This window comes from Mucilaginibacter aquariorum (genome assembly GCF_024498135.1).
Taxonomy (GTDB): domain Bacteria; phylum Bacteroidota; class Bacteroidia; order Sphingobacteriales; family Sphingobacteriaceae; genus Mucilaginibacter; species Mucilaginibacter aquariorum.
This window is the reverse complement of record NZ_JANHOH010000001.1, coordinates 99,309-125,264: the sequence shown is the minus strand read 5'-3', so window position 1 is coordinate 125,264 and position 25,956 is coordinate 99,309. Positions and strand designations below refer to the sequence as shown.

The following is a 25,956-nucleotide window of genomic DNA, read 5'->3' as shown; positions in this document are numbered from 1 at the left end:
CTATCTGGTCTGATCAATCTACTGGCTTCGATCTAAGATAAATATTAAAACCTTTATATTGTATGCCTGAACCAAAATCCAATGAACGAAAGTATAAACACCGCCGCGGCTGCATCTGCTGCTAACATACAGGTCAGCACCAACAGGATAGTAAAATTAGCAAGTGACGTAGGTAATATTTGCAGCATGCTTAACACAGCTGATTTCAAGTCAGATTCACACCTCGCCATACAAGCTATTGAACCACAGATAAATGCAATCGCCTACGATGCGGAATTGCTCTCCCTGTCTGCAATGGAGATCTCTGCCATGGCTGCTGAGTCAGCAGATATATCCAGAGAGGCAGAAGACCTTTTTTCTAAAGCGAAAGCTGTCGGTGAAAAGCTGACAGAAACTGTGGATCAGATAACAAAATTCGAAAGGCTGGTTGAAGTCAATAAAGCGCGCAATCCGTTAATTCCGGATGATCTGATTAAAATTACCCGTGGCGCCGCCTTAGACGGCATGAATGCTGAAATCCTGTTTGAGGTTGCTTTGAGATCAATAAATACATTAGTAATAGCTTGTCAAAACAACTAAATTTGCATAGGCAAAAATTTCGGCGGTAAATCAATCTTTATCCATTTTGTTTAGTGCAAAAAACATCGCTTTTGGGCACCAGTTAAGCAATAAAGTGATTTATCCGCCAATTGATCTTCAAAAAATAATTAAAATCTCCATTATTTGATAATTTGCCATTTTACTATGTTATACATGGTGCTTTTAAAAGGCCCATGGCGTTTTATCGTCCCTTTATTTTTATCCCATGATAAGTTAACAGAATTATGATTTCCTTTTTCATAGTTAAAAGTCACTCCATCGTCTTCAAATAGTGACCCTACCGTTTTATGATCGCCATACACGAAACAGGTAATCTCAAATTTTGTGTCTGCCGCAACATGTTCAACTGGTCTTGCCAATGGCAATATAGTACCGTCCTTTATAAAAATGGGCAACTGGGTAAGCCCTGTTTTTATTATATAAGATCTGCCACCTTCGTACTTTTGGTTAGTATTAAAGTCGTACCATGTGCCTGCCGGGAGGTAAACTTTTCTTTCATCCATTTTTTCCGTTAATGGCGCAGCCAGTATACCGCTGCCTATCATATATTCGTCTGATAAATTAAAGGTATTCTTATCATCCGGATAATCCATTACCAAAGCACGGAACGGCGGTATGCCTTTAAAATGGTAGTCAGCAAAAGCGTTATACAAATAGGGTATCAGGCTCATTCTAAACTCGAACAATTTCCGGATATCGGCCTCAGTTTGCTTTGCATTATCCATCAGCTGGCCGGCATTGTTCTTTTTTATATTGATCTGAAGCCAGGGTGGGTTCTGCAGGTACCAGGAGTTAAATAGTGTTTGTGCAGACAGCACTGCAGTTTGACTGCGTCGCATAAAATCTTTTATCGAATTGGACTCCCTCACCTCCGGGGACCATATCATGCCCGAAAAGCCGGAATTCAGTATCATTTTAATATATTGGTCATGATCATAGGTGTCGCTATACAAAGCAGCAGGATATGAAGATGCGAACGCATTTGAGGCCCGCACATCAAGGTAAGTACGCTTGTTTGCACGCTTATAAATGTTATATACGGTTTTTTGATAGAGTAAGCCAAAAAGCTGATGCATTTGTTCGCCGTCAATACCAGATGGAAACTCGCTAAGCTCAGGAAAACTCCATGAGTTGCTTCCGAAAGCGATATTGGAATTATCGCATTCATCCATTTTAAACCCTGAGATGCCCTGTTTTACAAAGGTTTGGTCATGGTAGTTAGCGAAAATCCCTCTTGCCGAACTGTCGACGAAATCGGGAACTAGTCCTCCCCATACCAGGTAATTACCCGACTTGGTTTTCAAGGGTTCATAAAGCGGGGATTTAGGTGATACAAAAGCATGTTCCCATAAGTTTACCTGAAAACCCTTATCCTTCACGCTAGCAATAAAGGCATCGGGATCGGGGAAAAAATCTTTTGCCCAAACATACGAGCAGGAATAAGCCGCGGTTTGCCATTTAGGCTCTATACCCAAAACATCACACGGGATATGATTGTTACGAAAATATTCAGCCATTTTAATAACCTGCTGCTGATTGAAATCGGCTTTTACACGATACTTGATCCCTAAACCCCAAATAGCAGGCAGTGCACCACCGCCCGAAAATAAATTATACCGCTGTATAACGTTTTTAAGATCAGGCCCCTCAAAAACAAAAACTTCTATTCCTTTAGCACCTGGGATATCTACCGTTACATTGCCCAATTCTTTGTTACTGGTTTTGTATAACTCATCAACCGAAGTGCCTCCTTTTATTTCTGTAGGTGCACTGTTCCTGTCGTTTAGTTTAGCCGTGGTGCCACAATAAAAGGTAGTATAGCGCGCCGTATTTATTAATATCCCGTAGCCTTTATTAGATACATAAAATGTGGTGGGGCCATGCGTATAACCAACATCGTTTAACGGGTTATCATTAACAATTGGTTTTATTTTTAACCCCCGCTGGTTAAAAGACCCCAGTTGCAACCCAAAGCCATAAAGCTGCTCGCTATTATCCAGCGGGATCTCTACTACTACTCCCCGCTCGTTTGTACTTATTTTGATATCAGCCAGTTTAAAAGGTAATTTTCCAACTGATAGACCGGCAAGTGCTGTCTTCATTGGCAACTCCTCACAAAAGGTGTATGGTGTAAACTTATCGGGGTAACCTGCGGATATTTTTTGTATGCCGGCTGCCAGGTTGGTAACCTGCGCAATTGTTTTGATAAAGAGAGTCTGCAAAATCAGGAACAGAGCAAACGCACTAATCGTATGTTTTTTCATATAAAAATGTAAATATTAAAAATTCGGGAATCACTAGCTATATATTATCAGGGAGCTTTTTTAAAGCCCTCCCATTTAACCACCCAGGAGCCATCTTTCGGCCACCCGGGTTCATGAATGTTTTTATCACCATCCCAGCCCGCAGTCATAAATGCTATCGCATATAACAAGCCACCGTTTGAGGGGATGTAGGGGAATGGGTTCCCTCCTCCAACAAAGCCATGCTCGTCAAATCCGAATTTTTTTGAAGGGTGTAAAAGCATGTCAACAGCCTGTTCCGGGTGCCCAAGCCTGGCAGCAGACATGGCAACCATTGGAAAGTCCCACCCCCAGCCAGTATCATACTTCCACACAGCCTGGATCTTTTGATATGTTTTTTCCATGATGTGCTTGTCTACACCATTACCGGGCAGTACTCCAAATATTCCCGCCATGGCCGGATGCTCAAAATTGAATTTTGTCCACATGTTATCAATACCTTCCCATTGCTCATAAAGGCTGTCCTTTACAGGTATCGGTGCTAAATTTTTAAGCACTTTTTCCCATTCCGGCTTTGGCGGCAGTTTCAACTTCTTTCTCCATTGCTGTGCGGTTTGCAAGCCGTACCGCCAGTAAGCCAGCTCAAAGGCCGGGTTTTGTGTTGTTAACGGCTCATTGTTCTCCGGGACTGTTTTTATAGGCGGACCTAAAATATATTGTTTGCGGGCCGTATCCCAGAAGGCATAAGAGGTTAAAAAATCCGCCGTTTTTTCAACGATCTTATTCCATTTTTTTAACGTTGGCAAAGTTGGATGTGCGCGATAATCAAGTTCAGCAAAAAAGATGGGGTGTGGCTGTTGCCATATCAACCAGGCATGCGTCTTGTCCGGCCATTCCCTGCCGTCGGGGCCGGTGCATTTGGGCCATCTGACCCCGACGTATCCCTGCAATTTTGCCCGCTTTATGGATGAGGTTAGGTTATCCGAATATACATGAAGACTGTTATTCAGCAACGGCCACCGATCCCACAATGCATAATGAGCTGCGTGCCACCAGTACATTTCATAATGAAAACGGCCATACCAACTGTTATTGACCAGGCCGGTCTCCTGCGGCGGAAAGTTTCCTGCCGCATTGATGGCCATCACATATTCAGAGAGTATGATCCGCCGTTCCAGTTCAAACCAGCGCGGATCTTTACTTTGAGACAGATCTATGGCTGCGCCGCTTTTCCAGAATGCCGGCCAGTGGTTAACGCTTTTGGCTTTGCTTTCGGCAAACGATGGTAAGCTATAGCCAATTTTAGAAGGAGAAAAAACAAAGACATATTCTATGCTCCTGTTTTTTCTCCCCGGATAAAATGAATAGCTATGCTCGCTTTGCTTTTTCATACTTCCGCTCCCCGACCACCTACAGGCTACCTGATAAGTGGTGCTATCCATGTGCCGGTCAAATACTACCGAGTTTGTGTTTTTTAACGTGATGCTGGTTTTATGTAACAGAGGCTTCTTATAATCTGACCCATTACTAAAGTATTTTAAACTTGCATAGGGAAAGTTCAGAAAGACCCCCAACCTGCCTTCGGGTATTAAATCAGATTCAATTTTAAAACTTAAAACATCTTTAGCCGGATCACAAATGGTGGTAACCTTTACTTTTTGCCCTTCCACAGTGAAATTACTTTCAGCAATACCGGTCCATAGATCTAAATATTGAACCGGATTTTGCAGGTCATCCGGCAGCGCTGTGCTACCATCCTCTTTTTTTAATATCAGCCCAATTCTTCCCAGGTTAAACCGGTGTGGGTTGCTGGAGAGCCACTGAGTCAATTCAGCCTGATTGGAATCAGGCAGGTCATACCCAACCATCCGGCCATGTGTGTCAACAAGTGTTTGTTTAAAGTCCGCGGGCTTCATGCCTTTTGGCGGTTGAGTACTGTGCCAACTCCATTGTGACATCGTTGTAAATTGGTCATTAAAGGTTTGCATCCCGGTAATATCAAACCCGTAGGCAAAATTACCATTCCCAACCTGTGTCGGGCCGGCTTCACTGACATTGGTAAGCCGGAGATTGTGGCGCCGGACTAGTGACTTACGGTCAATTGTGCCAGGTTTTTGTTCCTGTCCGAACGCTTTAATAACCAGAAAGCATATAAATATAGCGCCAAAAAAAAACTTTGTCCTCATATAAAAGTATTTTAGTAAAGATGCGGATTCCTTTGTTTCCGCATCTTTACAAACAGATTAATAACCTTTGTTTTGCACGAGCGAGCCCTGGCTCTTGTCCACTTCGGCGCGCGGGAACGGCATTAAGTATTGTTGCGTCAGGAACTTACGATCAATCACCTTACTAATCGTATAAGTTTTTGAACCATTGGGCGCTTTCTGAATGTCCATCCCCGATATTGGTTGATTTTCAGTATCTTCTGCGATTTTCCAGCGGCGAACGTCGAAAAACCGATGTCCCTCGAAAGCCAGTTCAATGCGGCGCTCATTTTGGATCCTTGTGCGGAGTTTGTCATCAGCGTCATTTACCACCGGCATATGAACACTAGGACGGTTCCGCACTAAATTTAAATACTGTCTTGCAGTGGCCTCATCACCCAATTCAAATTTAGCTTCCGCATAATTTAACAAAATCTCAGCGTATCTAAAAAATATCCAGGGATTTGTTGGCTTAACTGTCGAACCGGATGGCGGAATGTTTTCAATCAGGAACTTTTTATAATAATAAGATGTTAACGATGCATTGAATCCCGAATTAGTTTCCGGCGAATCCTTTCCACCGTGAAATGACTCTGTAACACGTCCTGCCCACACGCTGCCATCATGAATAATAGAAGCGTCGAACCTGGGATCACGCCCGGTGTATGGATTAGCAGAATCATACCCTGATGAAGGGTTTAATACTAAGCTGCCGTCAGCTAGCCGGGTATAAGGCTGAAGACCTGTGGCCGCCATCTCATAGGCATTCACAAGGTTTTGACTCGGGTTCTGAGAACCCCAGCCGTCAGAACCATTTCTGCCCTGTTCCAGGTTAAAATTAGTGTTGTTAGCCTGAGAAAAATAGCGCGCAAAAATAATTTCTTTGTTCTCTGTAGTAAAAGTGCTTTGATAGTCTGAATTGAGCTGATAGCCGGAATTTAACAACGCCGCGGCAGCGTCCGCTGCCGCCTGCCACTTCGTGTTGTCATGCGATGGATTGTTTTGCAAACTGGCGGCATAGAGGAGCACCCTTGCTTTTAGCGCCTTGCAAGCGTTTGCCGATGCCTCACCTTTTGTAGCCTCCGGCTGATCTGCCGGCAATGCCTGAGCGGCATTATCAAGTTCCTCCACGATAAATTTCACACAGTCATCATAGGATGACATCTTCACGTTGAAATTGTCGTGCAGGTCAAAAACATTTTGAATAAGCGGTACGCTTCCGTATCGCCAAACAAGGTTAGCATATAAGTATGCCCTTAAAAAACGCATTTCGCCCTTTACGCCATTTTTAAACGCAGCATCGCCCGGTGCCCCATCAATCTTCGAAAAGAAAATATTGATGTTACGAATATTGGTGTAAGAAAAATTAAAATAATTAATCTTTGCAGATAAGTTGCTCACGTTATCGGCAGTCAGTTCTCCCCGCTGAACTACCTGAAGATTGCCGTATCCGTGGATATTGAATCCCTCGTCACATGCAGCTGCCAGCAAATCTTGCTGAAAGCCATGTTGCAGCACGTTATAGGTAGAATTAACATATAATCTGATCAGATTCGTATCACTCCATGTATCTGTTTCGGAGAGCTTATCTAATGGCTTCAATTCCAGTTTATTGCACGATGCATTTACCATCAGAAGCAATAATAAATAATATATCTTTTTCATGTTTTTAATTTTAAAAAGTAACGTTTACACCAAAGTTGATAACCCTTTGAGGCGGATAGTACCAGTAATTAGATGTTTCGGGATCAAATCCTAATTTTTTCATATGGTCGTAAATAATCAGCAGGTTACTGCCACTGGCGAAGATCCTTGCTTTTTTCATTTTGATTTTGCTGATCAGCGCTTGCGGAAGGTTGTATCCCAACTCAACATTCCTAAGTTTTAGAAACCCGGCATCTAATAACCATTGTGTAGAATTGTTGGTGTTATTATTGAACAGGTCATAAGATGCCCGTGGCATGGTCGCATTTGTATTTTGAGGGGTCCAGCGGCCATCAGCACGCCATTGTAAAAAATTACCGAGCGAGTAACTCATTACAGGAAAATATCCCCCGAAATATTGTTTTGCATTTGCCTGTCCCTGTAATAAGAAGGAGAGATCGAACGACTTATAGCTAAAGTTTGCGTTAAATCCGAAGGTGATTTCGGGGACATTGGTTTGATTGATACGAACCTGATCCCGAGAGTCAATCTTGCCATCTTTATTGACATCTTCATATTTGATGTCCCCTGGCCTGGCATTTAGATAATGAGGATAAGCATCAACCGCCGCCTGATCATTAAAAATCCCGATGGCATTGTAGTATAAGCCGGCACCAATTGGCCTACCGGTAGCTAACTGGTATGACTCTGCGGCGGGCTGTTCGTCACTAAATATAACCTTATTTCGGGCAAAAGCGATGTTCCCGGAAAAATTGTATTTGAAATCATGGTCATTGTTAGTGTGAGAGAGCACAAGTTCAAAGCCTTTGTTATCCACAATACCCACATTTTCATCAGGAAGGATAAGACCCGTGTACCCGGGTATAACAGCAGACCGCTTTGTCAAAATATCTGATCTCCTCGTTTTGAAAACGTCGAATGTTACACCTAATTTACCTCTCCAGAAAGATGCATCCAAGCCAATGTTGGCGGTTTTAGCTTTCTCCCAGGTAATATTTGGATTGGGAACGCCTGTTTGAACAAGCCCGGTAACGTCATTATTTCCGATAACATAATTATTGCCATATCCATAGGTTTGCAGGTATTGAAAAGAATTTACTAAGTCATTACCCATAACCCCATAGGAGGCACGTACCTTAAAGTCGTCAATAAAAGTCATTTTCTTCATAAATTTCTCTTCCGACATTCTCCAGCCGACCGATCCTCCCGGAAAATTTCCCCAGCGTTTATCAACACGGAAATTTGGGGAGCCATCACGACGGAAAGTGAATTCCGCTAAGTATTTTCCGGCATAATCATAGGTGAAGCGACTGAAATAATTTTGTCTGGCAGTATGCGACTCGGAGCCGTCATTTCCCTGCTTGCTCTTATCACTGCTCCCGGCGAAAATCTCCGGCAAAGACGTGGAAGCAAAATCGCTTCGGTAAGCAGCGATAAAATTGCTTCTCGTATCCTGTTGCTCGAATCCGATCATAGCTGTAAGGTTATGATTGCCGATCTTTTTTGCATAATTAAGACGCCCTGTAGCGTATAGTAGTGATCCAAAAGTTGCACGGTCCAGCAAGTCGGGCTTGTCCGCCCCAAACCCTGACCGTGCTTTTGAATACCCACCATCATTGTCTTTGTAATATACGTAGGTAGGTAGTTGCCACGTTTTATAAGATGTGAAATTGGGGTCGTAACTTATAGTGCCATTCGCTGACAATCCCTTAATCCACGGCAGATCCCATTGAGCTGTTAATGATGTTTGCAATGTTGTTACTTTATTACTCTGATAGCCATTGCCGTCACTGACGAAATTGATCACATTGTCGTTCGCGCGGTTTGGGGTTATATAATCAGTACCCGGCCAAAACGGAACCCAATTTGGCTGATAAAGATAGATATGGCTATTTATTTCATTGAAACTGCGCCAGGGTGAATGATTGTTATCAAACCTTGCCGCGATATTCATTCCAATTTTAAAATTGTCAGTTACTTTGACATCTATGTTGGACCGCAAGTTATACTGGTGATATTTCGTCGTTCCAGATTTATACTGTCCGTCCTGGCTCACCTCTCCCACTGATATACGGTATGTGGTCCCGTTTGTTCCCCCCGCAACGGAGATATCTGTTCTGTGCTGCGGAGCGAAGTCTTTTGTAATAAACTTGTACCAGTCAAAGCTCCGATGGTCGTCATCCGCGTTATTTTTGAATTTTTTCAGATCATCAGCAGTATATCTTGCCGGCCGGCCTTCACCTTGCTCAATTTCGTTATAAACATTAAAGAAGGTATAGGAGTCTGCCATTATAGGGTTACGTGTTGGTCCGGAAAAGCCCTGATTATAAGAAAAATTTATCTCTGGAGCAGTATTTAGGCTGCCGCGTTTGGTAGTCACAAGTATCACTCCGTTTGCTGCCCGTGCGCCATAAATGGCTGCCGAAGCATCTTTTAGTACCGTGATACTTTCAATATCGTTTGGATTGATCTGGCCTAACCCGCTCCGTTCAACTCCGTCTACTATAACCAACGCACTGGAATTTCCTGTTGTGCTCCGTCCCCTGATACTTATGCTGGGGTCGTCCTGACCAGGTGCCCCTGTACGGTTGTTTATAATCACGCCGGGCAAGCGTCCCGCCAGCGAATTAGCCACGTTTATAGAAGGGCTCTTTACAATTTCGGCACCTTTAACTACGGCAACCGATCCTGTCAGCGTTGCTTTCTTTTGTGTACCATACCCTATAACCACAACTTCATTAAGGCTGCCGGGGCTGGCCGTAAGCGCTATGTTAATAATGCGGCTGGCGCCAATGGTGACTTCTTTGGCCTGGTAGCCAATGAAAGAAAAAACCAGCGTTGTCGCTTTCTCCGGCACCTGCAGTGTATAGTTTCCATCTGCATCAGTAGAAGTGGCCAGGTTAGTGCCTTTTACTTTTACAGTCACACCAGGCATGCTCTGTCCTTTTTCGTCGGTGACATTACCCCGGACTTCTGTTAAAAAATTAATCTTTTTAAAGGCTACCAAATAGTTGGCATCAGGTTTTCTCCCGGTCTTGTGAAGACTAACCGGTGCTGTTGCAGGGGCAGCTGTGACCACCCCAAACAGTGTTCCGCCCGAAAGCAAGACCATTGTGGCACCCCGGGTACATTTGTGTAAAAATTTTTTGTCCATACTTTAAGAATTTAATTGGTTTGTAAAGCCCGTTCGGAACTAGGAAATCTTTGGCAGGTCCATTTAACCGCGAGCTAAGACAACCGTTATTCAGTTCTGGGCAATTTGGTTTACGCCGCTACAGCGCTTTAGAATTCAAAAGTATAACACAGGGGGGTTGTAGCGTTTATACGAAAGTGGCGATTATTTGACCTTTTTGATATATTTTTAAAAGCCCGGAAGATTAGGGATAGTTGATTTGTATAGGCTGGTTAAGAATTAATTAAACCGAAAGAAGCAGAATATCTTGCCACTATTGGAAAAGTGAAAAAATTGTTCTGATTAAAGGATTTCATATACCAAGAGAACATATGGATAAAATCAAGAAAACGATTTGTGACTTGACATTATGCATGATTATTTTGCACTTTCTGATATTTAAATTCTATGAAAAAAGCGCAAATAATTATTATACTTAAAATATAATATCGATTTTTTTAGTAAAAAATTAAAAAAAATCCATCTTAACATAACAAATATCAAATAATATCTAAAATTTCTTGGGGGCTTAGATTTGAACAATTACTCTATTTTCCAAACTTATTATTAATTTGTATTTAATAACTAAATACAATTGATCTTCATCTGGTTAACAATGATTAATTACCGAAAATATTTGAATGTGAATGACCAGGACAGAAAATGGGATTTTTATATTAATACCATTGGGTCGGCTTCTGTGAGCCCGAACAAGGATTATCCAAATAACCGCGCCCATCCGGTGGATCATATACTAACATGGGATAAAGGACGCATATTGAATGGATACTACATTGTCTTTATCAGTCGTGGCGAAGGTGTACTTGAAACCGCCCGAACCGAATCCGCCACAATAAAAGCAGGCACATGTTTCTTTTTATTTCCTGGTATCTGGCATCGTTACAAACCTAACGCCCGGAGCGGTTGGGAGGAATATTGGGTTGGATTTAATGGAAATTTCCCAACAGGCTTAGTAAACAGCGGAATTCTCAACCCCGACAACCCTTTTGTTGAAGTAGGGCTCAATGAAGATTTGTTATCATTGTTTCATCTGCTCATTAAGACAGTGTCGTCAGTCGAACCTGGCTATCAGCAAATAGCTACCGGTATTACCTTGCAAATGCTGGGAATTATCAATGCCGCATCAAAATATCGTTCATTGTCTATTACGAGCGAGTCCAGACTCATGTCAAAGGCCAAATTCATGTTACAGGAAACAATTGACCGCCCGGTAAACATGGAAGAATTCGTAAGAGAACTCCCTATGGGCTATTCAAAATTTCGAAAATTATTTAAAAGTAAATGTGGCATATCGCCAAATCAATATCATCTCAATCTTCGTTTAGACAAAGCAAAAGAAATGATGATAACAACAAATTTGTCTGTCAATGAGATTGCCGATCAGACAGGTTTTGATTCCATATTTTACTTTTCAAGGGTTTTCAAAAAGAAAACGGGCTTATCACCGAGAAACTTTCGCGAGGATCAATCATCTGTTTCGAGTGCAAATTAAGATTTTAAGTTCGCTATGGGGTTATGAACATTTACCAATTCATTTATTCCTCGATCGGGTAAAGGATGCCGGATATGACGGTTTCGACACCTGGATCCCCGAAAATTACAATGACAAAAAAAAGTTATTTGATTATGTACAGTATTCCGGAATGACCCTTGTTGTTCATCAATACCGAACGCAAGGCAGCACATTCAAGGAGTTCAAAGCTTCTTTTTTAAAAAATCTTCGCGAATGTGCACAACCTGGCCCTGTACTTATCAATTCGCATACTGGCCGTGATTGGTTCACTCTGGAACAACAACTCGAGTTGATCGATATAGCGCTAGATTTCTCGGAAAAAACCGGCATACCAGTCGTGCATGAAACTCATCGCGGGCGATTGGGTTTTGCCCCCCAGATCGCAAATGAGCTTTTTCAAAGGCGTGAACAATATATGATCACGGCAGACCTTTCCCATTGGACATGTGTAACAGAAAGCATGCTTGAAAACTATGAACCAGTTGTAGAACAGGCAATTCGGCGTACCAGACATGTCCACGCACGGATTGGCTATGAAAATGGCCCGCAGGTACCTGATCCAAGAGCTCCGGAATGGTCTTATGCATTGAATATTTTTCTCAATTGGTGGGACAGAATTGTCGCGTTAAACCTAAAGTTTGGACATGCTCATTTGACTTTCACTACTGAGTTTGGTCCGCCACCCTACATGCCAACCATTCCATTCACTAACTCCCCCGTAGCAGACCAGTTTGAAATTAATTGTTATATTAAAAACCTGTTAAAAGAAAGATATGCGTTCCTACCGGAACGCGTTTGATGGCGTCGGGTTTAACTTTTTTATCAAAAAACACCAATAAATGTCAGTTTTGGTAAAGTGCAAAAAGGTTGCTATTATTTAGGTTTGCTAAAACCAACCATTATATCCAGCAAATGAATACACATATTAGCAAGGAGCAAATTAATTTTTATCAAACAAATGGATTTATTGTGATCGATAACTTTCTCACATCAGACGAATTGGAGATTTGGAAAGAAGCGACAACCGAAGCCATTGCGGAACGCAACGGTCAAAAAATGCCGGGCAAAGATATTAGCATTGCGGATAATGACGGCATAAACGAGGATGCCGAATACCATAGTAAGGTATTCGACCAAATGATCAATCTCTGGCAAACCAATCAAAAAGTAAAAGATATTATGCTGGATGAAAGAATTGGCCGTATGGCTGCAACATTGGCCCGGGTTGATGGAATAAGGATCTGGCATGACCAAGCCTTGTTTAAAAGACCGTGGGCCAATCCAACTTCCTGGCACCTGGACACGCCCTTCTGGTCATTTACCGACAGAAATGCGCTTTCGATATGGGTTGCCCTCGACGATGCTACGCTCGAAAACGGGTGCCTCTTTTTTATACCCGGATCGCATTTGGAAACCGGATTTGAAAACCCGGGTATTGGCAAAAATATGGACGCAGTATTTAATATTTATCCATCGATGCGCTTACGTTCCGCAATAGCGGCCCCAATGAAAGCAGGAAGTTGTTCGTTTCATAACGGTTTAACAATACACGGTGCTAATGCCAACATGACGCCCGCGTCGCGCCGTGCAATGACTTGCGCCTACATGCCCGACGGTAACATTTATAATGGCACAGAAAACATTTTACCTCAGCAATACCTGAAAGAAATTAGACTGGGCGATGTCCTGGATAATAATGAACAAAACCCATTAATTTATACGCAGAAGACTTTTTAAAAATTTGAACAATATTAATTTGCTGATATAATATTTAAAGATGTAATCTGCGCAGAAGCGTTAATCGATCTTATTAAATTTACAATTCTCCTTAAATCTTCATGGTTTGATTAGTCCTTTAGCGTACGCAGAAGAAAGCCTCAGATTTTAATGAGGCTTTCTTCTTTATCGTGCAGTAATACCACCGACATAGGCTTTAATTTATCCGTAATAATTTGGCTCAAATTCCACAATCCATTCAATACCATATTTGTCTCTGAACATTCCGGCGTACGAACCCCAGGGGCTGTCACCAATCGGTCCCTCAATATCTCCGCCCGCTGATAATCCGTTAAATATTTTGTCAGCTTCTTCACGGCTTTCTGCACTAACGGATATTTTAGACCTGTTTTCGTTTTCGTTTACCCGTCCCATAAACTCGGGAACGTCATTGGCCATTAACACATTATGTTTGCCAATAGGCAAAGCAATGTGCATAATTTTGTTTGCCTCATTTTCTGCCACCGGAAATTCAGCGCTCGACAGTTCCTTAAAACGAACGACCTTTGTAAAATCTCCGCCGAAAACTGATTTGTAAAAAGTGAATGCTTCTTCGGCGTTGCCATTGAAGTTGATCCAGGGATTGATTGTTCTCATAATTTTTATTTTAAATTGTTTCTAGTTAATTTCTTCGCTCTTCAGCATTCCAGTTGTTAATTTGATTGACAATTTTCTGCTTATTTTCTCTGCGATAAAGTTGTCAACAGATCTTCCAGGTTTTTTAATGTTAGCGTAAACCCTATTCTGAAGCCTTCGAGTAATTTTTCCATTCGTTCAAACGACTCATTAAAAATGGTAATACGTACTTTTGTGATGCCATTTTGTTCACTAAAATTGTAATCCCATTCAGAACCCGGCAGTTCACGGTTTTCGTCTTTATCTGCAAACGCGTTGTACATCTTAAAATTGGTTTTCGGGGTAATAGAAGTAAATTCCTGCACCGCCCAGCGCTCCTGTCCATCGGGGCTTATCATCGCGTAAAACCGCCGTCCTCCAACTTTAAAATCCATATACTTGGTTTTGGCGCGCATAGGTGCAGGTGCCCCCCATTGGTCTAGTAGTTCTTGTTTGGTAAAGGCATCCCATACCAAAGCTTGTCCGGCATTAAATTCCCTAGTTATAAATACGGTTTTCGCTGCCTTGTCAACGTTAAAATCAAATAGCAAATCGTTGTTCATTTTTTCTGGTTTTTAATTGTTGATAATAATTCGTCAAGCTGATTAAATTGCTTTTCCCAGTTTTGCCTGAATTGGGCTACCCAGTTGTCAAATTCCTGCATTTTCTTTGCATTAAAGTGATAATAAATTTCCCTGCCGCTGTGCTCAGGTTTAATTAATTCGCATTCCTGTAATATTTTAATATGTTTTGATACTGCCTGGCGGCTCATATCAAATTTTTCTGCCATGGCATTTGGTGTTAATGCCTGAATAGCAACTAAAGTTAAAATAGCCCTGCGTGTTGGGTCAGCTATGGCTTGGAATATATCTTGTTTCATTTTTGATAGTTAAATATGCAACCCTCAGGTTGCAAATATATGTGCAACTTTTGAGTTGCGCAAATTTATTTGCTTCTTTTTTTCAAGATAACGGTGGGAATCGCCCGCCAGCGCTTTGTGAACGCGCAACGAGTTTGGATGCATGGAACAAATCACGGATACTCGCTATAGTATCCTGTTTCTCTAAGATGCCGGCGATATCTGGGTGTTTCGGAGATATGTTACACCCTATTCCGTCACTTATACTGCCGTCGCTCAAGCTATAACATCTTTATTTTTTTGAAGCTTAATCAACTTGGGTGATACCAGGTATGTCCTTCTGGCTATGATCGTACATCGCTTTAATAGAGGCATTCCAGAGCGACTTCCCATACATTATGAGGCTCCCGGTCAACTTGTTCATACGGCAACTGTATTTGGCATTTAAACAGGATAGCCAGTATCTAAAGCATAACTACAAAAAAGAGGTGGTCAGTCTGATCCGAAAGACCCTGGTCGGTTTGAACCCGGAACGGGTGGTCACTTTAAATCGGAATCAGGTGGTCAGTTTGAGCGGAATCTCCAATTAATAAGCTTTTTTGTAAAATAAGTCTCATAACCTCCTGTCTTCCCAGAAATTATCGGCTTCTGGGAAAGATTGGTGAAACTTAATATTGAACAGTCCGATATCGATTTTGCCTGACCGGGACAAAAACGGATTTTATAAAGCATATCAGATTTTACATTAAAGGGTACTTCAGGCTTATCATTTGTAGTAGAGCTGATACCGACACTAAAATTCGGATAGATTGCTTTCAATTTTATCACAAGTCCCGTTAGCATTTAATATCTCCCGGATTCCCGAATTTGTAATCATTATCACTTTCTTTTATGACCGCAAGATATTTTCATCCCGTTTATTGTAGAGAATAAGGTTATTAAACATATTATGAGGAGGCCGGAACCTTCCGACCTCCCCTAATCTTTATGAACGGACGCGGACAATTGTTTTACCCTTGACCCGATCGGTAGAGTTGTATGTGGCAATCGCGTTGTCAAGCGATACGATGTTGCCGGTGTTCGTTTTCAAACGTCCGTCACGGAACCGTTGCACGATCTCATTCAGCTGAGAGCGGTCCGCTTCTACGACGAAATCAATATTTAAAACGCCGTTGACCTGTTCTTCATTCCAACCAGTAATAGATACAAACTTTCCTCCGGCGCGAATTACACCCAGGGAACGCTTCGCGATGTCGCCACCAAGAACATCAAAAACCAGATCGACCTGGCCAATATTTTCTAAGGCATCAGTATCGAGATCAACGAACTCATTTGCACCGAAATTGAGCGCAACTTCACGGTGAGCAGCGCGCCCGGTGCCGATTACATACGCGCCGGCCTCACGCGCGAACTGGACGGCCATCGATCCAACGATACCAGCGGCACCATGCACGAGAACCCTTTGCCCCGCCTGAAGTTGGCCGTGATCGAAAAGTGCCTGCCATGCAGTTAAGCCGGGCATCACGAGTGCACTGCCATCATTGAAGTCAACTTCGTCCGGCAATGGCGCCAAATTTCGCGCTTCAATGGCCACATACTCTGCCAGGGAGCCGTTTCGATACCAATCTTGAAGGCCGAACACCCGTTGCCCTACCGACAAGCCTGTTGTACCATAACCAAGCGCTGTTACAACTCCCGCCAGTTCGTGACCGGGGATCGACGGTGTCCGGTCATGATCAGCGCGATCGGTCCAGGTCGACGGCCACAATAGCTCATCTCCGGTAATACTGGCCGCATAAACCTGAACGATGACATCATTTATCGCTGCCACCGGCTCGGGCAACTCAACCAATTTCATCCCCGCTAATCCGGCATCCTGATCTGTTACAACAATTGCTTTCATAATACACCTCCTTTTTTGTTAATCAGCAAACACCTGCTTAGTGAAGTGGTGTTGCTATATACTGCTGTTTTCATGTTTTTTTTTGAGTTAATCTTTATAAATAAACGTCCAGAAAACATTCCCGATACATCGGGGCGCCGGTGAACTTGTATATTTAATCTCCAGGCATCCCGGAGATTAAAGGTGAGACGGTCAGATCGAGCCAGCTGGCGCTACCGGCGGAAAGTCCCTTTCGGGATCGGACACGTTATTGATAAAATTCGTCAGAGAGTACATCGCCACCAGGCCAACAATCTCTATTATGTTTGCATCTGTATAACCGGCATTCCGTACTGCCGCAAAATCGGCATCACTGACTTTGCCACGGGTCTCGATCACTTTTCGCGCAAACTGAACGGCCGCATCACGCTTCGGGTCGGTTGCATGGCCCTACGAGCGAGAATGATTTCATCGGCCTCAAGCTTGGCCATATGCTTAGCGGTATAACTATGAACAGTGAGGCAATAGTTGCATCCATTAACTTCTGTTTTGCGGGGTTATAAATTTTTGTGCTATCAAAGATATTTCAAAATATTCTGCCATATTATTTAACTGCTCCTGATGGATACTAAATTTTTAATTTGAACCACTGATAATAAAGTTGTTTAAACAAGTTATTCCATATCTTATTTGGATTTATTCTAAATAAGACTTTTCTTTGTGACATCTACTTGTATAAAGAACAACCCATGTGTAAAGCCCCGCCCTGATCATTTCCCGCTAAACAAAGAACCCGGTGCTTGGTCGCCAAACTTCACACCGGGTAATGTTAACTAATCCTTTAATCAATTAATCATTTCAACAAAACTATGAAATCTATTTTACTATGCAGATCTGCTTTTACGTCTAAACATTTTACCTTCCTCAACATACCGCATCCGGTTTATAAAGCCGCAATGGCGTTATTGATATGTTTATTTTTTTCAGTATTGGCTTTCGCGCAGCAACAAACCGGTACCGTTAAAGGCACGATCACCCTTGCCAATGGCAACACAGCACCGTTAGTAAGTGTTACATTAACAGGTGTTAAAGCAACCAAAACAGACGAGAGTGGCAATTATGTACTGACCACCATTCCGGCAGGTATTTATACCTTAACGGTAAAGCACATTGGCCTTGTTTCGCAAAACAGGCAAATCAATGTTAAAGCCAACGAAACGATTACGGCCGATTTTGTGCTGCGTGAAGACAATGAGACTTTGAAAGAAGTAGTGATTACTTCGGGCTATAATAAATTCGCTAAAAAAGAGACCGACGGTGTGGCAAAGCTGCCTCTCAAAAACCTGGAAAATCCGCAGGTTTATAACGTTGTACCCAAAGACCTCCTGCAAGACCAGGTGATCATTAGTTATAATGACGTACTGAAAAACGTAACCGGCGTAAGTCAGGGTCTGGTTAATGGAAGCAATTCATTTTACATGAGGGGCTTTTCAAACCAAAGTTTACTTAGAAACGGCGTTCAGGATAACAAGGACAATAGCTTAGAGGTAGCAAATATCGAGAGTATTGAGGTATTAAAAGGACCATCAGCAACGTTATTTGGCAATAGTTTAACTTCATTTGGAGGTTTAATTAACCGGGTTACCAAGAAACCGTTCGGTACATTTAAAGGAGAGGTTAGTTATACTATAGGCGGTTACGATTTAAGCAGGATTACCGCTGACATCAATACCCCTTTAGATAAAGAAAAAGGCTTATTGCTGCGTACAAATATAGCTTACCATGACGAGGGCAACTACATGGATGCTGGTTTTACCAGGAGATTATTTATAGCCCCTTCCTTACTTTATCAGGTAACTGATCGCCTATCAATCTCGTTAGATGCAGAAATTTACCAGCAAAAGTCAAATGACTTTCACCGTTTGTTTCCTGAAAATTCATTTACGCAAACAAATCCAAAAACTTTGGATCTGAACTGGAAGCGATATTATCAAGGCAATGATCTTACTGAATCGAAGCCCTCGGTAAGTTTGATTGCCGAAGTAAATTATAAATTATCAGACAGGTGGAAATCTCAGACTATTCTATCTCAAACCAAACATTCAAGTGATGGCTACCGGGTATGGAATGAAATTCATGGAGATTCGGTGAATAGAAATATCCGGTACAGTAATTCAAATTATAATACCATTGAGGCTCAACAAAACTTTACGGGTGATTTCAGGATTGGCAATCATAGAAATAGATTGGTTATCGGGCTCGATTACTATACAAACCGCGCTAATGAGAATTTTTTAATTGCCTATCCATTTGATAAGGTAAAACTAATAGGAAAAGATCCGGAGTATACCAACATCAGTAAACAAACTGTTGATGCCACTCTTGCTCAACTAAGTCCGATCAGAAATATATCTTCGCAAAGTACCTATAGCGCCTATTTTTCTGATGTGTTTAATATTACGTCTGATTTTATGGCTATGGTGAGCCTTCGGTTTGATAATTTCAGTTCGGGAGGATCATACAATGTTACGGCTGATACAACCACTGGAAAATACAATCAAACCAATTTATCTCCCAAATTAGGGCTTGTTTATCAGGTTATCCCTGAAAAGGTATCCCTATTTGGAAATTACATGAATGGTTTTACAAATAACGGGCCTGTAATACAACCCGATGGCGAGAGAAGTGCTTTTAAACCCAGCAATGCAAATCAATGGGAACTGGGTTTTAAAGTTGATCTGTTTGATGGTATGTTGAATTCAACGTTTAGTTATTATGATATAAAGGTAAAAGATGTGATTCGCCTTGATCCTGACCGGGTTGGATTTGCCGTTCAGGATGGCGGACAAGCCAGTAAAGGGTTTGAAGGAGAGCTGATCGCTAACCTTACTAAAGGGTTCAACGTAGTTGCCGGCTATTCGCATAATAAAGCATATGCCATCAATACAAATCCGGATATTGATGGATTAAGGCAATGGACAGGCCCTGCCGAAACAGCTAATTTATGGATTAATTACGCCTTCCAGAAAAAAGCTTTAAAGGGGCTGTCATTTGGCATCGGAGGTAACTATAATAGCAAAGCATACATTAGTCAGTCTCGTAGCACCGGTGAGTTTTACATACCATCTTATACTGTTTTAAATGCTGTAACCAGTTATGAGAACAGGATTTTCCGTTTGAGTCTTAAGTTAGATAATCTCACCAATGAAGTTTATTGGGGCAGTTATGTCAATCAAATGATGCCGCGGAGGTTTAGCGCAACTGTAGCTTTTAAACTGTAAAGCTTTATAGTCCAAGACTTTTGAGCATATGAGATTGATCATCCGGATTAGCTGTAGTCATTATAATAGTTCACCTCAAAGGTGGTACTTACAGATATTTTATGGCTTGGCAAATCCGTTTGCTTGTACCTGCACCTATGACCGGTTATCTGCGCATGCGATCCCGCCATAGGCATTTATACCTGTAAGCACTACCCGGCCCTCGCATCATAACGTGTAATGGTCCATTTTTGGGCGGGTTTGCCTCTTTGTATAGCGTCATGGGTGGCTACCACCTGACCGAGCTTATTATATATTATATACATCCAGTCTTTGCCTGGAAGTTTTTTCTGCGTTAGCCGGTTGCGCTCATCATAGCGGTACTGGTAGCACAGGTTGTCAAGTTCGGTTTGATCCGGAAGTGCAGTATCCGCGCTACTCATCGGCGGCAGCACATAGGCACCTTTGGATTAGTTTTGCGATTATCGAACCGGTATATAACTACCTGGTTAAGCTCTGATTATCGCACGGAGATCAGACATTACTTTAGCATTCTTTCGAAGCCTGCAGGCTTTAAGTCATTACCAATGAACACTATTCGGCTATGTTTCGTTTCACCAAACTCCCAAGGTTCTTTGATTATCCAATCGTCAGTGGCAGGTATAAAAAAGGTCATCCAACCATATAAAATATTAAAAGGAGGTGTTGACCTTAATTTTCATCACCGGTAAGGCTTAATTAGATTTCTTCTCCGGAAGATCGTGCAAAGTTTCCTTTAAAAACTCCACTTTTCCGGTGTGAATATCATAAACGGCGCCGACGATCAGTATCTCGCCTTTTGAATATTTTTTATGTAAAATAGGATCTAAATTTCTGAGGCTATTCACCTGATCAATTACATTTTGTCTTACGGCATTATTCACAGGACCACCCGGCATGTGTGCAACCTTGGCTACAGCAGGTTTAATTTCATTTATTAAAGTAACTATGTGGCCGGGAACATCTTCAGGTCTTTGCACTGCCGCCGCTACAGCGCCACACTCAGTATGTCCTAAAACAACAATTAACCTGGTATATAATTTTATTACAGCATACTCCATGCTTCCGTAAGAGGCCGCCGATGAAACTTGCCCTGCGGTTCTGATAACAAATAAATCACCTACACCCTGGTCAAATATAATTTCATTTGGCACGCGTGAATCAGAACAGCTTACAATGGTTGTAAAGGGTTTTTGACCAAAGCCCAATTTTTTTATTGTTTCAGCATCCTGTCTCGGGCGAATAGATTTATTTTCGACGAACCTTCTATTGCCCCCCATCAGCTTTTTTATTGCTAGTCTTGGTTCAGTAAATGCCGAATCTCTATTTACGATATAATGATCAGGCCCCCATTTTAATGAGGCAGAAACTGAGTGGTCGTGCTTTTTGACAACGGTTGCTGGTTGTACTTTCTGTGCATCAGCAAAATAATGCAGAGTAAACAATACAATGATTACAAGTGATAATTTTTTCATTTAAGCAGATACTAAGAGATTTTATTGTTTTTTAATTAGGTAGCTAGGAGAAGAAGTTGATCACTACCTTTTGCATGTTTATAAATCGATCATTATTTAAATCTAAACAAGTTTTTGAATAATAACTAATTATTCCAATACCATCGCGTTGGGCATTTAATCCTCAATTTAGCATCGATAATTGTAAGTACCTTAATTATTCAAATAGGAGAAAGTGTCTTATGGACTAGAAAGAATGGTACTCTGCCTGTAGTTAAGTTAATACCTTATTATTCTTTTGCTGAGGGACATCTTTTCAATGCTCTTTTTTAACTTCGGAGTCCCTAATCATTGAATCCATGAAAAGAATCATTCTCCCCAAAACCTATCTTCGAGTTCCTCATCATCTGAAAATAGCCATACGCATATAATCTTTCCATCATTTACAAAAGCATAATTTCATGGTTATGAAAGCTCAGGCTAGCCATTGGCACCATCACGGCTCGCCCAGGGCCTTGCGGGCATGTTTCCGTACAATTGCACGGGTAGCCCTTTGGTCGGGTATGGCGCTAATCTAGAGATCAGGTAAGTTGAAATAAGGCAAAAGCAGATAAAGTAAGCCTTCCTTTGGGTTACGTTGTTCATGGAAGATACCACCGGCATGACCATATGCATTATTCATGTGAGGTAATGATTGCCTTTCCCTGCTGATCTATATGAATAACGCAATTAACAACGGAAATGTGGTGTTTAAACTTTTGAATGGGTTCGACCCAATCCTTCGATGTAAAAGTCGGCGCCCGGATATCAACAGCATCTACGATGATCTCTTCTTCGTCAAGAATTAACCGCCAACAGAAACTGCATCCGTCGCTTTCTGTATTAAATCTTATTTGTGCCAAAGCCACTTTTTTATTAATAATCTGTATAGTGTCAATCATATTGTAATTTTTAAAAGTCCTTTATACTTTTCTGTTTTTGATATCCTTTAAAATAGCTTCCTGTCCCATACGATTTTCAATGTCCAATGGCCTGGCGGATTTGATAACAGCTTGTTTTAACCGATGATTTTCTTTGAAATATTCCAGCAGATTATCTTCCGCTATCAGTTGTTTATTTGATCTGTCGGTTTGCAGTTGATATCCCAGCTCCAGGAGTACATTCCCTGCAACCAATTCAAATATTTCCAGATCATCTTCCTGAAATTCTTTCAAATACTTGCCGGTATTTGTGGTCATGATCGGTTTTTCCAGATTGCTCCACATCTCACCGGATGCAGCCGTAACCTTCGAGGTTTTTGAGGTGTAATAGTTCAACATATTGCTGTTATAGGCGATTTGTAAAAAATCGCATAAGCTACGAACAGTCTCTTCCGGGTTGCCTATCAGGCGCTCATAGCTTAATGAGAAAAAGCGGCCGGACGGTATCGACCTCGCCAGAGCCAGGCTAGCCTCCTGATCTTTTTTCCATTGCGTAGCGATATGATAAATGTGCTTATCGCCCACTATGGCCTTTTTAAACGATGCAGCGACGTCACGGCCGTCCCGGTATAAGTAAATATATTTCAGTTTGTCTGTCTGCGCTTCCAGTTCGCCGGCGTAGTAAACATTATTCATGCTTTTACAGCACCAATATTTAGCGCCTTTGCTTTCCGCAGCTTTTTCATAGATCAGACGGTTCAGTTCAAACAGCGAATTAACAGCCGATCGGTTAAACAAATCTTGCGGGGTTAAAGTAACCCCTTCCCAGGGAACAGGGTTAGCTGCCACATAGCTGACCACATCAGTGACTAAGCGGTAGTAGTTTTCATTATTTTCAAGCGCCCCATACAGATTAAGCAGCGGATAAAATGTGACCAGAACATGTGGTGGATGCGGCGAAGCTAATTCCGGCGACTGATCTAAAATAACCCTTAATAAATTTGATCCCGAGCGTTGGGTGCCTATGATCTGGATACCTGAAACCTTCATATATAATTAATGATAAAACCTAAAAATAAAGACGCCAGTATTAAATAAACCGGACTTACTTTGAACCTGAAACTTAAAATAAATGACACCATGATGGTAACGATAAGAGCAGCATCAAGTGTCATGGTTTTGATGAGTAATATGGCAGAGGCGATGATCATACCAACAACCACCGGCTTTATGCCCGATAAAATACGCTTCATGGTATAACTATGCCTGTTTTTGGTAATGAAGTTGGAAACAACAAGCATCAGTGTTGCGGACGGTATAAAAATAGCCGCCACCGCGATCAACCCGCCAATAAACCCCGCCAGTTTAAACCCTACGAACAAGGCACTTACCAGTATCGGGCCGGGGGTTACCTGGCTGAAGGATATACTGTCTACAAATTGCTGGTTACTTAACCATTTTAAGTCGTTAACAAAAAGCGACTGCATCAGGGGTACTATCACATATCCACCGCCAAACAGGGACAGACTTATCCCGGAAAACACCGATACGAGCTTTAAATAAATGTTATTAAAAAAGGAGGCCGCATTACTTAGAAAACCGAGCTCGAGCACACCCAAAACAATTAATACCACTTTGCTGCGACGGCTTAATTTTAAAGGATGTTCCCCGGCCTGAGCAGGGCTTTTTACTTTTTTATCGGAATTGATGAAATAGCCGAGCAGGCCGCCGGCTGCAATTAATCCCAGGGTAATAAAATACCCCTTTACAAATAGGGTGATGATAATGGTAGCCGTACAAATCATAATATTAGACCAGTTGCCATGTACTTCTTTTTTGTATATAGTAACTCCTGTTGATAAGATAATCGCGCTAACCGTACCCGAGGTAAGCAGCATGATACCGGCCAGGTTGGTTTTATAACCGTAATTAAAATAGCACCAGGACAGGATGAACATCAGCGTGCATGCGGGCAACAACATGCCCAGCATACTCACAGCTGCGCCCTTTACGCCCTGCAGATGATTGCCTATATAAGCCACCACATTAACCGCTACCGGGCCGGGCAGTAAGCTGGCAATACTGATGCCATCGATAATAAGCTCCTCGGATATGGCCTTGTCCTTATCAGCCATTTCGCGTTGTATAACGGCTATCAGGGCCATGTGGCCGCCAAACGCAACCATTCCTATGCGTAAAAACGTCAGGAAAAGGTAGCTTAAGCCGGTTGATTTTACAGCATCCGGTGAGGGTTGTTCAACGGTATCCGCTGTTGTGTTAATTGTGATCATTGTCAGTGGGTTTGTAATTTAAAAAACCGTCTATTTCTTCTAACCGGTAAGGGTCGCCGCCAACCTGTACGTTCCATAAGATCTTCCCTTGCTTGTTGGTAATTAAGAAGGCGCGCGGGTCGGTTAAGCAAAAAAGCATTTTATTACCGGCCATGGCGTGGGCATTACCCTTTGCCGTGGTGTAATAATTTTTAGGCAGGGTAATGATGGATAGCGCTTCCGCTTTCTTACCTGCTTCGTCTATCTTAAATGTAATTTCACGGGTAATGCCGGTTTTGGTCCCGTTATCCAGCATGACCAGGTGATGACCGCTGTCAAAATACGCGGCATGCTGCGAATAAAACAGCTCATCCTTTTTCAGGGCAAAATCACCGCCTTCGCCAAGCTTCCATAAAACCTTCCCATTTTTGTGGTCAACCTTCCAAACCTGGTTAAGATCACGGTAGGAAATCAGGAAGTTGCCATCGGTATCCTTAAAAAGCGAATTGGCATGCACCCAGTCTTTCTTATGTTTTAAGATTAGCGGGTCGCCAAGCGGGTCCAGGTGATCAAGCATACTCCATTCCCATATTTTACGCCCTGATTTGTTAAACACCACGATGCCGTCGCCGTGTACGGTATCCCGCGGTAAACCCTTTGCTTTGGTGAGGTCAAACACCTTTTTATCAAACGTGAGCGCGTAAATATTTCCGTCTTTATCGTAACGGACCTCGTGGTGTACCATCTTATCCATGCCGCCTTTGCCAAGCTGGAAATGCCTCACCATTTTACCGCTCAGGTCGGTTTCTACGATTTCGTCACCGCCGGATGACGGGATTTTTTCTGAACCCACTATACTTAAAATGGTATGATGGGGCGTCCAGTTGGTCACCTTTACACCTTTTTTAAAGGGTTCGTACCAAACAATATCCCCTTTATGGTTAATGATGACCATAGAGCCCGGCTGGGTTAGAATCTGTGTTAAAAAATACTTCCCCTCCATCTCCTTTTGAATGGATGGGTCCATACTCACCAGCGTAAAATAAGGAGTGGCCTGGTATATGGGCTTCGTTTCGAAGGGATACCGGTTGCTGCTTATTGAATCAGTTTTCGAGCGGGCTATCACCTCAAAAGTATAGTCGGTGTTGGCAATGGTACAGGTAATATTAAGGGTATGATGTAAACTATCTTTACTTACATCCGAATACAGGGTGTCCTTACGTCCGCGGCTCCAGTATTTTAAATACACAGCAGCCTTTTTATTGGTGGTAACCAATACTTTAAAACGCAGGCGATTGGCAGGCAGGTTCACTAACTGTACGGTCCGGATTTTGAGCGGAAATAAAAGCCCTGAAAACCAATTGTCCTGAAACAAGAAAATTGCAACCAGCGCCAGGCCGGTTGCAATGATCAATGTGATCTTATAAATTTTACGCATTCAAATTACCTTATTTTATAGTAAA

The 25,956-nt window shown here is 42.2% G+C and carries 19 protein-coding genes; 5 read left to right on the top strand and 14 right to left on the bottom strand.

What is annotated here, in order from left to right:
• Positions 1–81 precede the first annotated feature (81 nt).
• Entirely contained in the window at positions 82–579 is a 498-nt protein-coding gene (locus NPE20_RS00495; protein ID WP_256536627.1) for a hypothetical protein, read from the top strand.
• 140 nt (positions 580–719) lie between these two features.
• On the opposite strand, the gene NPE20_RS00490 is transcribed toward NPE20_RS00495, so the two are convergent.
• The 4 genes from NPE20_RS00490 to NPE20_RS00475 are packed head-to-tail and all read right to left on the bottom strand — an operon-like array spanning position 720 to position 9,866.
• Positions 720–2,864 carry a glycoside hydrolase family 31 protein gene (locus tag NPE20_RS00490; RefSeq protein WP_256536626.1) on the bottom strand — a complete coding sequence of 715 codons (2,145 nt, stop codon included), beginning with the start codon at positions 2,862–2,864 and terminating at the stop codon, positions 720–722.
• Positions 2,865–2,911: 47 nt separating this feature from the next.
• Positions 2,912–5,029, bottom strand: a complete 2,118-nt coding sequence (locus tag NPE20_RS00485) for a hypothetical protein (protein WP_256536625.1) — start codon at positions 5,027–5,029, stop codon at positions 2,912–2,914.
• 57 nt (positions 5,030–5,086) lie between these two features.
• The gene (locus tag NPE20_RS00480) at positions 5,087–6,712 is read right to left on the bottom strand and encodes a RagB/SusD family nutrient uptake outer membrane protein (protein WP_256536624.1); all 1,626 of its coding nucleotides are present in this window, start codon (positions 6,710–6,712) and stop codon (positions 5,087–5,089) included.
• Between the two features lie 10 nt (positions 6,713–6,722).
• Positions 6,723–9,866, bottom strand: coding sequence for a SusC/RagA family TonB-linked outer membrane protein (locus NPE20_RS00475; RefSeq protein WP_256536623.1), 3,144 nt, complete (start codon positions 9,864–9,866; stop codon positions 6,723–6,725).
• A gap of 634 nt (positions 9,867–10,500) precedes the next feature.
• Here NPE20_RS00475 and NPE20_RS00470 point away from each other — a divergent pair.
• The 3 genes from NPE20_RS00470 (at position 10,501) to NPE20_RS00460 (ending at position 13,155) form a co-directional block, all read left to right on the top strand.
• The gene (locus NPE20_RS00470; RefSeq protein ID WP_256536622.1) at positions 10,501–11,397 is read left to right on the top strand and encodes an AraC family transcriptional regulator; all 897 of its coding nucleotides are present in this window, start codon (positions 10,501–10,503) and stop codon (positions 11,395–11,397) included.
• A complete protein-coding gene (locus NPE20_RS00465) occupies positions 11,387–12,217 on the top strand; it encodes a sugar phosphate isomerase/epimerase family protein (RefSeq protein WP_256536621.1) in 831 nt (276 codons plus the stop codon). Before NPE20_RS00470 ends, NPE20_RS00465 begins: the two co-directional genes overlap by 11 nt.
• Positions 12,218–12,330: 113 nt before the next feature.
• Complete coding sequence (locus NPE20_RS00460; RefSeq protein WP_256536620.1) at positions 12,331–13,155, top strand: phytanoyl-CoA dioxygenase family protein; 825 nt, start codon at positions 12,331–12,333, stop codon at positions 13,153–13,155.
• 201 nt (positions 13,156–13,356) lie between these two features.
• Here NPE20_RS00460 and NPE20_RS00455 read toward each other — a convergent pair whose 3' ends face one another.
• The 4 genes from NPE20_RS00455 to NPE20_RS00440 all read right to left on the bottom strand — a co-directional run bounded on the left by NPE20_RS00455 (position 13,357) and on the right by NPE20_RS00440 (position 16,571).
• The gene (locus NPE20_RS00455) at positions 13,357–13,791 is read right to left on the bottom strand and encodes a VOC family protein (protein ID WP_256536619.1); all 435 of its coding nucleotides are present in this window, start codon (positions 13,789–13,791) and stop codon (positions 13,357–13,359) included.
• 80 nt (positions 13,792–13,871) lie between these two features.
• Complete coding sequence (locus NPE20_RS00450; protein ID WP_256536618.1) at positions 13,872–14,372, bottom strand: SRPBCC family protein; 501 nt, start codon at positions 14,370–14,372, stop codon at positions 13,872–13,874.
• A complete protein-coding gene (locus tag NPE20_RS00445) occupies positions 14,369–14,689 on the bottom strand; it encodes an ArsR/SmtB family transcription factor (RefSeq protein ID WP_256536617.1) in 321 nt (106 codons plus the stop codon). The genes NPE20_RS00450 and NPE20_RS00445 overlap by 4 nt, the downstream gene beginning before the upstream one ends.
• A 964-nt stretch (positions 14,690–15,653) precedes the next feature.
• The gene (locus tag NPE20_RS00440; RefSeq protein ID WP_256536616.1) at positions 15,654–16,571 is read right to left on the bottom strand and encodes an NADP-dependent oxidoreductase; all 918 of its coding nucleotides are present in this window, start codon (positions 16,569–16,571) and stop codon (positions 15,654–15,656) included.
• Between the two features lie 848 nt (positions 16,572–17,419).
• Here NPE20_RS00440 and NPE20_RS00435 point away from each other — a divergent pair.
• Entirely contained in the window at positions 17,420–19,831 is a 2,412-nt protein-coding gene (locus NPE20_RS00435) for a TonB-dependent receptor (RefSeq protein WP_256536615.1), read from the top strand.
• Between the two features lie 191 nt (positions 19,832–20,022).
• Here the strand turns inward: NPE20_RS00435 and NPE20_RS00430 are convergent, their stop codons facing one another.
• The 6 genes from NPE20_RS00430 to NPE20_RS00405 form a co-directional block, all read right to left on the bottom strand.
• On the bottom strand, positions 20,023–20,253 hold the full coding sequence (locus NPE20_RS00430; protein WP_256536614.1) for a hypothetical protein: 231 nt from the start codon (positions 20,251–20,253) through the stop codon (positions 20,023–20,025).
• 291 nt (positions 20,254–20,544) lie between these two features.
• Positions 20,545–21,324 (bottom strand): carbonic anhydrase, encoded by a 780-nt coding sequence (locus NPE20_RS00425; protein WP_256536613.1) that lies wholly within the window; start codon positions 21,322–21,324, stop codon positions 20,545–20,547.
• A 653-nt stretch (positions 21,325–21,977) separates the two neighbouring features.
• Complete coding sequence (locus NPE20_RS00420) at positions 21,978–22,244, bottom strand: hypothetical protein (protein WP_256536612.1); 267 nt, start codon at positions 22,242–22,244, stop codon at positions 21,978–21,980.
• Between the two features lie 21 nt (positions 22,245–22,265).
• Positions 22,266–23,273 (bottom strand): sulfotransferase family protein, encoded by a 1,008-nt coding sequence (locus NPE20_RS00415; RefSeq protein WP_256536611.1) that lies wholly within the window; start codon positions 23,271–23,273, stop codon positions 22,266–22,268.
• The gene (gene chrA, locus NPE20_RS00410) at positions 23,270–24,514 is read right to left on the bottom strand and encodes a chromate efflux transporter (RefSeq protein WP_256536610.1); all 1,245 of its coding nucleotides are present in this window, start codon (positions 24,512–24,514) and stop codon (positions 23,270–23,272) included. The genes NPE20_RS00415 and chrA overlap by 4 nt, the downstream gene beginning before the upstream one ends.
• On the bottom strand, positions 24,501–25,931 hold the full coding sequence (locus NPE20_RS00405) for an aryl-sulfate sulfotransferase (RefSeq protein ID WP_256536609.1): 1,431 nt from the start codon (positions 25,929–25,931) through the stop codon (positions 24,501–24,503). The genes chrA and NPE20_RS00405 overlap by 14 nt, the downstream gene beginning before the upstream one ends.
• Positions 25,932–25,956: the final 25 nt, after the last annotated feature.